Source organism: Actinotalea endophytica (genome assembly GCF_025717005.1).
Taxonomy (GTDB): Bacteria; Actinomycetota; Actinomycetes; order Actinomycetales; family Cellulomonadaceae; genus Actinotalea.
The window spans coordinates 401,251-413,757 of sequence record NZ_JAOVZU010000002.1; the positions used below are offsets into that span (position 1 = coordinate 401,251).

Sequence of the window (12,507 nt, forward strand, 5' to 3'; positions counted from 1 at the left end):
GTGAAATCGCGGTGCTCGCGACGCCGCCGGCGAGGCTGGACGGGCGCCGGCCGGCGGTGAGCCCCGCATGTGAACCGCTACCGGCAAGGTCTGGGCTGCGGGCTGATCCCGTGCCAGACTCGTGCGGACCGACGACGTGCAGGGGCGCTCATGGTCGCGACGGGCAGCATGCTTCGCCGACGGGGGACGGCGTTCCTCGCCGCCCTGGCACCCGTCGTCCTGCTCGGGATCGTCGGCGCGCCGGCGGCGTCCGCGGCCCTCGGCGGCCTCACCGCGTTCGCGATCGACGGGGACACCACCGGACCGGACGACTGGGACGACCCGCCGTCCGCCGTGCTCGACCTGTCCGTCGTCGACGACGCGTGCGGCAACGGGGTGCTCGACCCGGACCAGCTCGACGGCAAGCTCGACGACCTGGACCTCGATGCGCCCGAGGTGACCCCCGGCAACGTCGTGTCCAAGGGCGACCTGTGCCGCGTCTGGACCGCGACGCAGGCCGTGCCCGACGGCGCGGCCGGCTTCCACGTGATCCTGTACGGGGCCTGGCAGCGGTTCTCGTCCAACGGTGAGGCGTCGATGTACTGGCCGCTGCTGGGCCCGGCGCCCGGCAAGGCGGACGACGTCCTGGTCAAGTTCGACGACGGCTCCGTCACGATCCTGCAGTGGGACGGCGACACCTGGGTCACCACGTCGACGCCGGGGCCCGGCGTCGTCGACGCCGCCGTGGACGTGCCGGGCGACGCGACGTTCGGCGAGTTCGCCCTCGACGTCACCGCGCTCGGGCTGCCCGGACTCGCCGACTGCCCGGGGTACACCTCCGGGGAGGTCCTCAGCCAGACCGGTAACGACGCGAACGCCGAGCTGCAGGACTACGTGGGTACGGGCCCGGTCGAGGTCGGCGCGTGCGGGTCGCTGCTGCTCACCAAGGTCACCGTGCCCGCCGACCCCGGTCCGTCGGTGACGTTCGGGTACGAGGTGTCCCGTGACGGCGGCCTCGACGTCCGGCCGGGCGACGTGAGCGTGGTCGGCGACCTCACCGTGCCGGACGCGCCGGAGGTTGAGGTCGACGGGCTTCTCGGCGGCTCCGACTACACGCTCTCCGAACCGAGCCTGTCCGCCGGCTGGACCAACGCATCGATGGTCTGCCAGGTCGTCGATCCTGCGACGGGCGTGCCCGCCACTGTGGACGTGAGCGCGGGAGCCACGTTCAGCCTGGTGCCGGCTCAGCGCACCACCTGCACCCTGACCAACGTCGCCCCGCCCACCTTGACCATCGTCAAGCAGGCCGAGCCCGAGGACGGCACGACGTTCACGTTCGACGCGACCCGGGCACCGGCGGACGTGCTGCCGTCCTTCACCCTCACCTCGGGCCAGAGCACCACCATCCCGGTTGCCGCCGACGACGAGGTGACCGTCACCGAGCAGGCCACGGCCGGCTGGAGCACCGAGGTCAGCTGCGTCGGCGACGACGAGGCGGTGACGGGCGGTGCGTCGGCGACGGTCCAGGTCGACCCCGGTGAGCAGATCGTGTGCCTGTTCGTGAACTCGGGCGCAGTGGACCCGACGAGGGCGGCGCTCGTGGTCGCCAAGGCCGCACCGCGCGCCGCCGGCGCGACGTTCGACGTCACGGTCGCCGGACCCGGCGCCGACCCGGGGACCGTCACGCTCGCGCCGGACGACGTCGACGTGCAGGCGGTCGTCACGACGCCGGACGCCGGTGGCTCGACCTACACGGTCACCGAGGCCTCGCGGAGCGGCTGGCAGCTCGGCGCCCTGGTCTGCGTGGGCCCCGGCGCGACCACGACGGACCTCGCCACGGCGACGGCCACCGTGGTGCTCGAGCCCGGGCAGGTGGCGGCCTGCCTGTACCGGAACGACCGGGTCGCGCCCGCGCCGATCCCACCCGCGTCGCTCACCGTCACCAAGCACACCGACCCCGGCGGCGGGCCGTCGTTCGCGTTCCTCGGGTCGGGCCTGAGCCCGCGTGCCTTCGCGCTCACCGACGGTGAGTCCCAGGCGTTCACGGGCCTGAGCCCGGGCACCTACCGGGTCGCCGAGATCCCGGTGCCCGGCTGGGTGGCCGAGGGGAGCTGCTCGAACGGCGACACCGTGGCGGGCGGCCGCGTCGAGGTCACGCTCCGGCCGGGGGAGCAGGTCACGTGCGACATCACGAACACGAAGCAGGCGAGCCTGACGCTGACCAAGGTTGCCGACCCGCAGACCGATCAGGACTTCGCCTTCGTGGTCCGGCACGCCGACGCGGCGCCGGGCACGGTGCTGCTCGACGACGACGGTGATCCGACCGACGACCCGGAGAACGAGCACCTGCCCGCGTCGCTCACCGCACCGGCCGCGCCGCCAGGGGTGTGGACCGTGACCGAGACGGCTGTACCCGGCTGGTCGGTCAGCGACCTCACCTGCACCGGCGGCACCGTCCTGGTCGTCGACCCCGCGAGCCGGACGGCCACCGTGAGCGTCGCACCGGGGGAGAGCGCGTCCTGCGTCGTCACGAACACTGCTGTCGCCGGCGGCCCCACGACCGGCCCGGCGACCGGCCCGACGACCGGTGGGTCGACGGGTGGCGTGCTGGCGAGCTCGGGTTTCGCGGGCTGGCCCTTGGGGCTGCTGAGCGTGCTGCTCATCAGTGTGGGTGCCGTGCTGAAGGTCGTCTGGGGTCCACGGTCGGTGCGGTAGCAGGACGCCGCAGTCGCTCGGCCTGGACCGCGGGACCGGTCCCGTCGCGCACCGGCGGGCCCGCGCAGGATCCCCCTCTTGACCGACGCCCGCTGCCGGTGCAATTGTCACGGAAGAACGCGGGACAAAGAGGTCTAGCGTGAATCCGCTCGCATCGATCGGTCGACGGCCCCCCAGACGTCGGGTCGGCCTCGGCCGCGAGCGCGGTGAAGCCTCCGCACCGGTGTCCCGCCCGCCCCTTCCGCACGCTCCTGGCTTGCTCAACGCGCCCGCGGCGAGTGTCCCGCCGCGCCCGCCGACGGCGGGGTCGCACCGATGCGGCTCCGCTCACCGACCCGGATCCCCCGGGGTCGGAGACCAAGGAGGCGGCAATGCGACGAAAGCCACGCACCGGCATCGCGCTCGTGACGCTCGTGGTGGGAGCTCTGATGGTCCCCGTCGGCGCAGCCGGCGCAGCAGGGGGCTCGCTCTGGACCTCCGCCGGGGGTGACCGGCAGAACACGCGGTACCAGTCGTCCGAGAGCAAGATCGGACCTGCCACCGTGGCGGACCTCGAGGTCGCCTGGACCTACGAGGCCGCCGGTGACGTCTCCGCGACGCCGGCGGTCGACGCGGACACCGTGTACTTCCCGGACTGGGGCGGGAACCTGAACGCCGTCGACCGGCTCACCGGCGCCCCGCTGTGGGTCGCCAGCATCCCGGCGATCACCGGCATCCCCGGTGACAAGGCGCGCGCGACGCCGGCCGTCACCGACGACAAGGTGATCGTCGGCACCCTCGGACCACTGGGCGGCGGCGGCCAGGTGATCGCCTTCGACAAGTTCACCGGCCAGGTGCTGTGGGTGACGGTCGCCGACTCGCACGCCGCCGCGATGATCACCCAGTCCGCGACGGTGTTCGACGGCGTCGTGTACGTCGGCGTGTCCTCCGCGGAGGAGGCGCTGGCGGCGCTGATCCCGAACTACGAGTGCTGCTCGTTCCGCGGCAGCATGCTGGCCCTCGACGAGCAGACCGGCGCGATCCTGTGGCGGACCTACACGGTCCCCGCCGGGTACAGCGGCGGCTCGGTGTGGGGCAGCTCGCCGGCGATCGACACCAAGCGTGGGCAGGTCTACATCGCGACCGGCAACAACTACTCGGTTCCCGACGACGTCCAGGCGTGTGTCGCCGCCGCCGGTGGTGACCCCGGAGCCATGCAGGCGTGCCTCTCGCCGAACGACCTGTTCGACTCGGTCCTCGCGCTCGACATGAAGACCGGCGCGATCAGGTGGGCCACCAAGGCCGTTCCGTTCGACGCCTGGAACGTCGACTGCATCCCGTTCTTCGGATCGGGTGCCAACTGCCCCGACCCCGCAGGACCGGACTACGACTTCGGCCAGGCGCCGGCGCTGTTCAGCGTGAAGGTCGACGGTACGGGCAAGCCGAGGGACGTCGTGGGCGTCGGTCAGAAGAGCGGTCAGTACTGGGCCCTCGACCCCGACAGCGGTCAGGTCGTCTGGGAGACCCAGACCGGACCCGGCGGGATCAACGGCGGGCTGCAGTGGGGCTCCGCGGTCGACGGCACGCGGGTCTACACCGCGAACGCCAACAGCAACGTCGTGTCGTGGGTCCTGCCGGACGGCACGAGCACGAGCAGTGGCATCTGGAGCGCGCTCGACGCGGCGAGCGGTCAGATCCTCTGGCAGAAGGCCTCGCCGACCGGCGGTGCGTCAGGGGCCGTGACCACGGCGAACGGCGTGGTGTTCAGCTGCACCCTGGACCCGCAGGGCCACATGTACGCGCTGGATGCCGCGACCGGTGAGGTGCTGTGGAGCTTCGCCTCCGGCGGGACCTGCAACTCCGGCGCGTCCGTCTCACGCGGGATGGTCTACTGGGGCTCGGGGTACTCGATCTTCGCGGGCACCCCGAACCACACCTTCTACGCCTTCACGCTGCCCGACTGACGAGAGCGGCTGACCGTCGCGGAGACCAGTGGGCCGAGCATCGTCCAGGCCCGCTCGAGGCACCGGGGCCCACTCCTCGGGGGTGGGCCCCGGTGCCGCCTGCCGAGCCGGCCCCTCCGGGCGGCGCGGGGACCTCGGCCTCAGGCGTGGTCCACCACGTCGGAGCACAGTGGACGTGTGGGCGCGCAGCGTGGTGCGACTCTGAGCGAACGGTTCGACGTCTGGACCGTCCTGCATCCCCACCTCCCCGGCCTGCGGCAGGCGCTCGCACTGCCGTCGCTGGCCTGGCGGATGGGTGTCGGTCGGCTCGTCTCGCGGATCGACACCCGCGGCAGCCGCCTCGTGATGCTCACGGTCACCGGCCGCAAGAGCGGGGCCCCGCACCACATGCCGGTCGCGCTGCACGAGCTCGACGGCCGGCCGTACCTCTGGTGCCCGTACGGCAGCCGTGCCCAGTGGTACCGGAACCTGGTGGCTCGCCCCGTGGTGACCATCCAGTCCGACCGGACGCGGGTCATGCGCGCGCTCCCGGTCGAGGACGCGGACGACGTGCTCGCGCTCGCGGCGGACCTGCGGCGGTTCGACGAGACGTTCTGGCGCAGCTACCTCACCTCGGAGGGCATCGAGGACACCGAGGAGGACCTCCTCCGCAACGCCGACCGGCTGCACCTGCGACTCCTGGAGCGGACGGCGGACGAGGGGCCACCGCCGCTCAAGGCCGACCTCGCGTGGATCTGGGCCGTCAAGGCTGCGGCGGCCGCGGTGGTGCTCGCGCTCGCGTGGCGCAGGATCAGGCGCTCGCCATGCACGCAACATCTTGTGACTCCAACTGCGACATGCACTAGATGTTGTGGCGCTGAGGTGTGAGTGGCCGTAGAGTCGTCCGCGCCGACGGTTCACCCGGCAGCGCTTCGGTGCGGTCGGGTGGCGCAAGAGGGAACCCGGTGCGAGTCCGGGACTGCCCAGCAGCGGTGAGTGGGAACGACAGTCGTCAGACGCACTGGGCGTGAGCCTGGGAAGCGGCGGCCGGTAGGAGAACGCGCGCTCCAGCGCGACGCGCCCACGAGTCCGAAGACCTGCCGACGGTACGTGCGCCGCCGGCGTGCGTGGTTCCGGAGCCTCTCGGGTGGGCTCGGCGGACGGGTGCGTCGCACCCCTCGTCGTCCCTGGGCGCCGGTGCCTCCGGCTCGACCAGGAGCACGACATGACCCTCACCGCACCCAGCCGCCCGTCACCGGCCGGCACCCGCCTGCACGTCGTCAAGCGGGACGGCTCCCGCGAGCCCTACGACGCCGACCGGATCAACCGCGCGATCGAGCGCGTGACCTACGGCCTGACCGACCCGATCGCCAAGGTGACCCAGATCGCCTCCGAGCTGACCATCACGCTCTTCGACGGGATCACGTCGGAGCAGCTGGACGAGGCCGCGATCGGCGTCGCCGTGCAGAACGTCAAGGACGACCCGGACTTCGACACGATCGCTGCGCGGCTGCTGCGGAAGGTGATCTACAAGCGGGTCCTCGGCGGGTACCGGACCGACGTCGAGCTCGCGCTCCTGCACCGTGCGCGGTTCCCGGGGTACGTCCGCGACGCCGTCGACGACGGGGTCCTGGACGCCCGGCTCGCCCGCCTGTTCGACCTGGACGCCCTGGCGGCGGCGCTCGACCCCACCAGGGACGAGGTGCTGCGGTACGTGGGCACCGCCACCATGCGGAACCGCTACATGGTCCACGACCACGCCAAGCAGCCGCTGGAGGTGCCGCAGTACTTCTGGATGCGCGTCGCGATGGGGCTCGCGCTCAACGAGGCCGACCCGACGGCGACCGCGCTCGCCTTCTACGACGCGATCTCGCGCCTGGAGTACCTGCCGGCCGGTTCGACGCTGGTCAACGCCGGGACGTCCTACCCGCAGCTGTCGAACTGCTTCGTGGTGCAGATGGAGGACGAGATCGAGCACATCGCCACGACCGTCCGCAACGTCATGTGGCTGACCAAGGGCACCGGTGGCATCGGCCTCGCGGTCACCAAGCTCCGCGCCGAGGGCTCGCCGATCCACTCGAACAACACCTCCTCGACCGGACCGATCCCGTTCATGCACACCGTCGACTCGACGTTGCGGGCCGTGTCCCGGGGCGGCAAGAAGTTCGGCGCGCTGTGCTTCTACCTGGAGAACTGGCACCTGGACTTCGGCCAGTTCCTGGACCTGAAGCAGAACTCCGGCGACCCCTACCGTCGGACCCGGACGGCGAACACCGCGGTGTGGATCTCCGACGAGTTCATGAAGCGCGTCGACGCCGACGCCGACTGGTACCTGTTCGACCCGGCCGAGACGCCGGACCTCGTCGAGCTCACCGGCGCCGCGTTCTCGGCGCGCTACCGCGAGTACGTGGCGATGGCCGAGGCCGGCGAGCTGCGCACGTTCTCCCGGGTGCGCGCCCGCGAGCAGTACCGGCAGATCCTGGTGACCCTGCAGACCACCTCCCACCCGTGGCTGACCTGGAAGGACACGATCAACAACCGGGCCCTGAACACCAACACCGGGACGATCCACCTGTCCAACCTGTGCACCGAGATCTGCCTGCCGCAGGACCGCGACACGATCTCCGTGTGCAACCTCGCGTCGGTGAACCTCGCGACGCACCTGGTGGACGGCGAGCTGGACTGGGACCGGATGGCCCGCACGGTGCGCCTGGCGGTGCGCCAGCTGGACAACCTGATCGACGTCACCATCTCCTCGGTGCCCGAGTCGGAGGCGGCGAACCGCGACAGCCGTGCGATCGGGCTCGGCGTGATGGGTTTCACCGACGTCGCCGAGCGACTGGGACTCGCCTACGAGACCGCCGAGGCCGCCGACCTCATCGACCGGATCGTGGAGTTCGTGTCCTGGCACGCGATCGACGCCTCGGCCGACCTCGCCCGCGAGCGCGGTGCCTACCCGGCGTTCGCCGGGTCGGGCTGGTCGCAGGGCAAGGTTCCGTTCGACACCCTCGCCGAGGTCGAGGCCGATCGCGGGGTCCCGGTGGACGTCGACCGGACGACCCGGATGGACTGGGAGGCCCTGCGCGTCAAGGTCCGGGGCGGCATCCGGAACTCGACGCTCATGGCGATCGCTCCGACCGCGTCGATCGGCCTGGTGGCGGGCACCACGCCGGGAATCGACCCGCAGTTCTCGCAGATCTTCTCCCGCGCCACCTCGTCGGGGAAGTTCCTGGAGGTGAACCGCAACCTCGTGGCCGACCTGCAGCGCCTGGGACTGTGGGAGGCGGTCCGGGACCGGCTGCTCGCCGCCCAGGGGGACCTGTCCGTGATCGAGGAGGTGCCCGATGCGCTCAAGGAGGTCTACAAGACGTCGTTCACGCTCTCGCCCTACGCGTTCCTCGAGGTCGCCGCTCGGGCCCAGAAGTGGATCGACCAGGCCATCTCCCGCAACATCTACCTCGCGGACCGCTCGATCGACGCGATGACGGAGCTGTACGCCACGGCCTGGCGCAAGGGCGTCAAGACCACGTACTACCTGCACATGAAGCCGCGGCACACGGCCGAGCAGTCGACCGTGCGGGTCAACAAGACGGAGAACCTGAACACCACCGGGACGGCCTCGGGCCGGGGCAGCGCCGTCGCCGACGGTCCGGCGCGAACGGGCTTCGCGGCGGCGCGGAAGGGGCTCAGCACGCCCGGCCCGGCCGCGGCCGCCTCGGCGCCACCGCAGGCCGCGGCTCCGCCGGTGCTCGACGTGATCGAGACCGTGGACGGCGTCGCGTGCCCCGTCGACCCGATGGAACGCCTGCAGTGCGAGTCCTGCCAGTGACCGGCTGACCTGCCGCTCCACCGCTCCACCGCTCATGCGCCGGGCCCGTCGCTCGGCCCGCGGATCACCCTGGGCGCCGTCCGACCGACGGCGCCCGTCACCAACCCTTCCGACCCTCAAGGAGACACCCATGCCCATCCTCGGTTCCGGCATCCAGGACGGACTGCTGCTCAAGCCCGTGACCTACCAGTGGGCGATGGACCTGTACGACCAGGCCGTCGCGAACACCTGGTTCCCCAACGAGATCCAGCTGGGTGAGGACCTGGCCGACTTCGCGAGGATGACCGATGACGAGAAGCACGCCCTCGTCCACCTGGTCTCGTACTTCAACCCGAACGAGCTGCTGGTGAACAAGGCGCTCGCCTTCGGCGTCTACCCCTACGTCAACGCGCCCGAGGGTCACCTGTACCTGGCCAAGCAGATGTGGGAGGAGGCGAACCACACCATGGCGTTCGAGTACGTCCTGGAGACCTTCCCGATCGACCGCGAGGCCGCCTACTCCAACCACGTCACGGTGCCGTCGATGGCGGCCAAGGAGGAGTTCGAGACCCGGTTCATCCAGCGGATGGCCACCGACACGCTCGACATCTCGACCACCGAGGGCAAGAAGGACTTCGTCCGGAACCTGATCGCTTACAACATCATCCTCGAGGGGATCTGGTTCTACTCCGGCTTCATGGTCGCGCTGTCCTTCCGGCAGCGGAACCTGCTGCGCAACTTCGGCTCGTTGATGGACTGGATCATCCGTGACGAGTCGTTGCACCTGCAGTTCGGCATCAACCTCATCCTCACCGTGCTCGCCGAGAACGACGACCTGCAGACCCCGGAATTCGCCGAGGAAGTTCGTCAGATGATCCTGTCCGCGGTCGAGATGGAGGAGGCGTACAACCGCGACATGTTCCCGCGCGGCATCCTCGGGCTGAACGCCGAGTACGTGAACCAGTACGTCAGGTACCTCACCGACCGGCGCCTCGAGGAGCTCGGCTTCGACGCCGAGTTCGGTGCGACGAACCCGGCCAAGTGGATGGCCACGGCCAACGACACCCTTCAGCTGGTCAACTTCTTCGAGGCGACCAACACCTCGTACGAGGTCAACGCGCGTGCGACGTCCTCGTGACCACCCGAACGTCCGCCGCGCGCTCCGGCGAACTTCCTGAGAGAAATGTTCGTGACGCTGTCGGATCGCGGCAGGTCCGTTCGTTGCATGGGTGAGAGGCGGCCGACCGGGCCGCCCGGACCGAGGAGTCAGACGTGGCGCTGTACCTGATCTCGTTCGACCGCGGGTGGATGACCTTCCCCGAGGAGGACCTGCCCGCCGTCGCCGACGCGGCTCGTGCGGTGTGCCGGGAGGCCATCGATGCCGGGGCGCTCGTCTTCACGGGCGGCATCGGCGACGACGACCCGACCACGCTGGTCGGCGTCGACGGGTCGGTGACCGACGGCCCGTACCCGGAGACCAAGGAGATGGTCGGCGGCGTCATGGTGGTCGACGTCCCCTCCCGGGACGAGGCCGTCGAGTGGGCGAAGAAGGTCGCGGTCGCCTGCCGGTGCGCGCAGGAGGTCCGCGAGTTCCTGCCCGACCCGATGGTCACCGAGTTCCTGAACCGCTGAGCGCCACGGCGACCGACGAAGGAGACGACATGCCCAAGTACCTGCTGTCCGTGTACGGACCGGCCGAGCGCAACCAGTTCGGCGACTACCCCTCCAAGGAGGCCATGCTCCAGGCGTTCGAGGACACCGGGGCGTTCAACGACAAGCTCGTGGCCGACGGCTACTTCGTGTTCGCCGACGGGCTCGAGCAGGCGACCACCGCCACGGTGGTCGACGGCCAGGGCGACGAGCCGGTGTTCACCGACGGACCGTACCTGGAGGCCAAGGAGCACATCGGCGGCTTCTGGGTGATCGAGGCGCCGGACCTGGACGTCGCGCTGAAGCTCGCCGCCGAGGGCTCGAAGGCCTGCCGCGGCAAGGTCGAGGTGCGGCCCTTCCACACCGAGGACTCCATCAAGGCGATGCTCGAGGCGTGACCGACGCCGTCGAGGAGGCGATCACCCGGGCCCACCGTGAGGAGTGGGCCCGGGTGGTCGCCGCCGTGGCTCGGCGCTTCGGCGACCTCGACACCGCAGAGGACGCCGCGGCGGAGGCGTTCGCGACAGCCGTCGAGCGCTGGCCCCGCGACGGCGTCCCGCCGAACCCGGGCGCGTGGCTCACCACCACGGCGACCCGCAAGGCGATCGACCGGCTGCGGCGGGAGTCGCGCCGCGACGAGAAGCACCAGGAGGCGCAGGTGCTGTTCGACGACGAGCCCGCCGCGCCGACGGGAGCGATCGACGACGACCGGCTGCGGCTGATCTTCACGTGCTGCCATCCCGCACTCGCGCCCGACGCCCGGATCGCGCTGACGCTGCGCATGGTCGGCGGTCTGACCGTGCCGGAGATCGCCCGCGCCTTCCTGGTGCAGGAAGCGACGATGGGCCAGCGGATCACCCGCGCGAAGGCGAAGATCAAGGCCGCCCACGTCCCGTACCGGGTGCCGGAGGCAGCGGATCTCCCGGCCCGGCTGGGCGGCGTGCTCGCGGTGCTGTTCCTGGTGTTCAACGAGGGCTACCTCGCCACCGGGCCCGACTCGGACCCCGTCCGCGAGGACCTGACCGCCGAGGCGATCCGGCTCACCCGGCTGGTGCGCGAACTCGTCGACGACGACGGCGTCGGGCGGGGTGAGGTGACTGGTCTGCTGGCCCTCATGCTGCTGACCGAGGCGCGCCGCCCGGCCCGGCTCTCGGCGACCGGCGAGCTGGTCACGCTGGACGAGCAGGTCCGCAGCGCGTGGGACCGTGACCTGGTCGACGAAGGGCACAGGTTGGTGCGGGAGCGGGTCGTCGCCGTCGCCGCCGGCGGCCCGCCGCCCGGCCGGTACCAGCTCCTCGCGGCGATCAACGCGGTCCACACGGCGGCGCCGGACGTGCGCGACACCGACTGGTCGCAGATCGTCGCGCTGTACGACCGGCTGGCGCGGATCGACCCGTCCCCGGTGGTCGCGCTGAACCGAGCGGTCGCGGTCGCCGAGGTCGACGGCCCGGACGTGGCGCTCGCGATCGTCGAGAAGCTGCCGCTCGACGGGTACCACGCGTGGCACGCGACCCGGGCCGAGCTGCTGCGGCGGCTCGGGCGCCGCGGGGAGGCTCGGGAGGCCTACGACCGGGCGATCGAGCTCGCCGGGAACACGGCCGAGGCGGCGTACCTGACGCGGCGTCGGGGGCAGTTGGGGGTCACCGAAGGGGGATAGGGCGACGCCCGACATCGGGGCTAGAGTCCGCAGCATGGACGGGCGTCCGAGCGTCTTTCTCGCGTATTCCACAGAAGCGCGCGATATCGCCAGCATGTTCAAGCTCGCTGCCCACCACCGGCTCGACATCCGGTCGTGGGAGGAGACGGGGACCATCGGTCGCTCCGTGCTCGAGAACATCGAGAAGTCGATCGATGGCTCCGATTTCGCCATCGTCCTGCTGACGCCCGATGACCGCCTCGAGTCGCGTGGTGACGCGTACATGGCCCCGCGTGACAACCTTCTGTTCGAACTCGGCTTCGCGAGAGGCATTCTGGGCGGCGACCGTGTCTTCGTCCTCACGGAGAGCAACGAAGCCGTCAAGCTTCCCGGCGACCTGGACGGCGTCGTCCATGCCCTCTACTCGCCGCCAGCGAGCGCGACACCTCACGGCGACGAGTGGAAGAGCGAGATGGCCAACGCCTTCGCGCTGGTCATGGGTGGGATCGAGAAGGCCGGCCCGCGGCGCCGTGCCGCGGCCCCGACCGTCGAGGCGAGCCTGGACACCGGTCTCGCGAGCCAAATCATCGTTGCCGCGCAGGCGGGGCTCCTCCCGAGATTGGTGTCGGCAAACCTCGGTGAGATCGCCGTCCATCCCATTCACGGCGCTGGGCGGATCGTCGGGTACGACCCGCCCACGGCCGAGAATCAACTGATCCGGGTGCAGTTCTCCGCCGGGAGCGCCATCGTCTGGAAGTCCGAGCTGTTCACGGTGTTGCGCACCGAGACCTGAGAGC

Annotated in this window: 9 protein-coding genes and 1 riboswitch; all 9 genes read left to right on the plus strand. The window is 70.9% G+C overall.

Annotated elements, in window-relative coordinates:
- The first annotated feature begins 150 nt into the window (after window positions 1-150).
- The gene (locus OEB99_RS05075) at window positions 151-2,694 is read left to right on the plus strand and encodes a prealbumin-like fold domain-containing protein (protein ID WP_263508742.1); all 2,544 of its coding nucleotides are present in this window, start codon (window positions 151-153) and stop codon (window positions 2,692-2,694) included.
- A gap of 371 nt (window positions 2,695-3,065) precedes the next feature.
- Window positions 3,066-4,637 carry an outer membrane protein assembly factor BamB family protein gene (locus OEB99_RS05080; protein WP_263508743.1) on the plus strand — a complete coding sequence of 524 codons (1,572 nt, stop codon included), beginning with the start codon at window positions 3,066-3,068 and terminating at the stop codon, window positions 4,635-4,637.
- A 177-nt stretch (window positions 4,638-4,814) separates the two neighbouring features.
- Window positions 4,815-5,504, plus strand: a complete 690-nt coding sequence (locus tag OEB99_RS05085) for a nitroreductase family deazaflavin-dependent oxidoreductase (RefSeq protein ID WP_263508745.1) — start codon at window positions 4,815-4,817, stop codon at window positions 5,502-5,504.
- 8 nt (window positions 5,505-5,512) lie between these two features.
- Window positions 5,513-5,735, plus strand: a riboswitch (cobalamin riboswitch).
- Between the two features lie 106 nt (window positions 5,736-5,841).
- Window positions 5,842-8,445, plus strand: a complete 2,604-nt coding sequence (locus OEB99_RS05090) for a ribonucleoside-diphosphate reductase subunit alpha (RefSeq protein ID WP_263508746.1) — start codon at window positions 5,842-5,844, stop codon at window positions 8,443-8,445.
- Between the two features lie 130 nt (window positions 8,446-8,575).
- Window positions 8,576-9,562 carry a ribonucleotide-diphosphate reductase subunit beta gene (locus OEB99_RS05095; protein WP_263508747.1) on the plus strand — a complete coding sequence of 329 codons (987 nt, stop codon included), beginning with the start codon at window positions 8,576-8,578 and terminating at the stop codon, window positions 9,560-9,562.
- Between the two features lie 134 nt (window positions 9,563-9,696).
- Window positions 9,697-10,056 (plus strand): YciI family protein, encoded by a 360-nt coding sequence (locus OEB99_RS05100; RefSeq protein ID WP_263508749.1) that lies wholly within the window; start codon window positions 9,697-9,699, stop codon window positions 10,054-10,056.
- 29 nt (window positions 10,057-10,085) lie between these two features.
- Entirely contained in the window at window positions 10,086-10,472 is a 387-nt protein-coding gene (locus OEB99_RS05105) for a YciI family protein (protein WP_263508751.1), read from the plus strand.
- Window positions 10,469-11,731 (plus strand): RNA polymerase sigma factor, encoded by a 1,263-nt coding sequence (locus OEB99_RS05110; protein ID WP_263508753.1) that lies wholly within the window; start codon window positions 10,469-10,471, stop codon window positions 11,729-11,731. Before OEB99_RS05105 ends, OEB99_RS05110 begins: the two co-directional genes overlap by 4 nt.
- Window positions 11,732-11,765: 34 nt before the next feature.
- Complete coding sequence (locus OEB99_RS05115; protein ID WP_263508754.1) at window positions 11,766-12,503, plus strand: nucleotide-binding protein; 738 nt, start codon at window positions 11,766-11,768, stop codon at window positions 12,501-12,503.
- Window positions 12,504-12,507 lie beyond the last annotated feature (4 nt).

What these genes read in the sequence shown, in the direction of transcription:
- OEB99_RS05080 (WP_263508743.1), top strand. Translation starts at nt 3,066, where the DNA reads ATGCGACGAAAGCCACGCACCGGCATCGCGCTCGTGACGCTCGTGGTG.
- OEB99_RS05075 (WP_263508742.1), top strand. Translation starts at nt 151, where the DNA reads ATGGTCGCGACGGGCAGCATGCTTCGCCGACGGGGGACGGCGTTCCTC.
- OEB99_RS05115 (WP_263508754.1), top strand. Translation starts at nt 11,766, where the DNA reads ATGGACGGGCGTCCGAGCGTCTTTCTCGCGTATTCCACAGAAGCGCGC.
- OEB99_RS05090 (WP_263508746.1), top strand. Translation starts at nt 5,842, where the DNA reads ATGACCCTCACCGCACCCAGCCGCCCGTCACCGGCCGGCACCCGCCTG.
- OEB99_RS05105 (WP_263508751.1), top strand. Translation starts at nt 10,086, where the DNA reads ATGCCCAAGTACCTGCTGTCCGTGTACGGACCGGCCGAGCGCAACCAG.
- OEB99_RS05095 (WP_263508747.1), top strand. Translation starts at nt 8,576, where the DNA reads ATGCCCATCCTCGGTTCCGGCATCCAGGACGGACTGCTGCTCAAGCCC.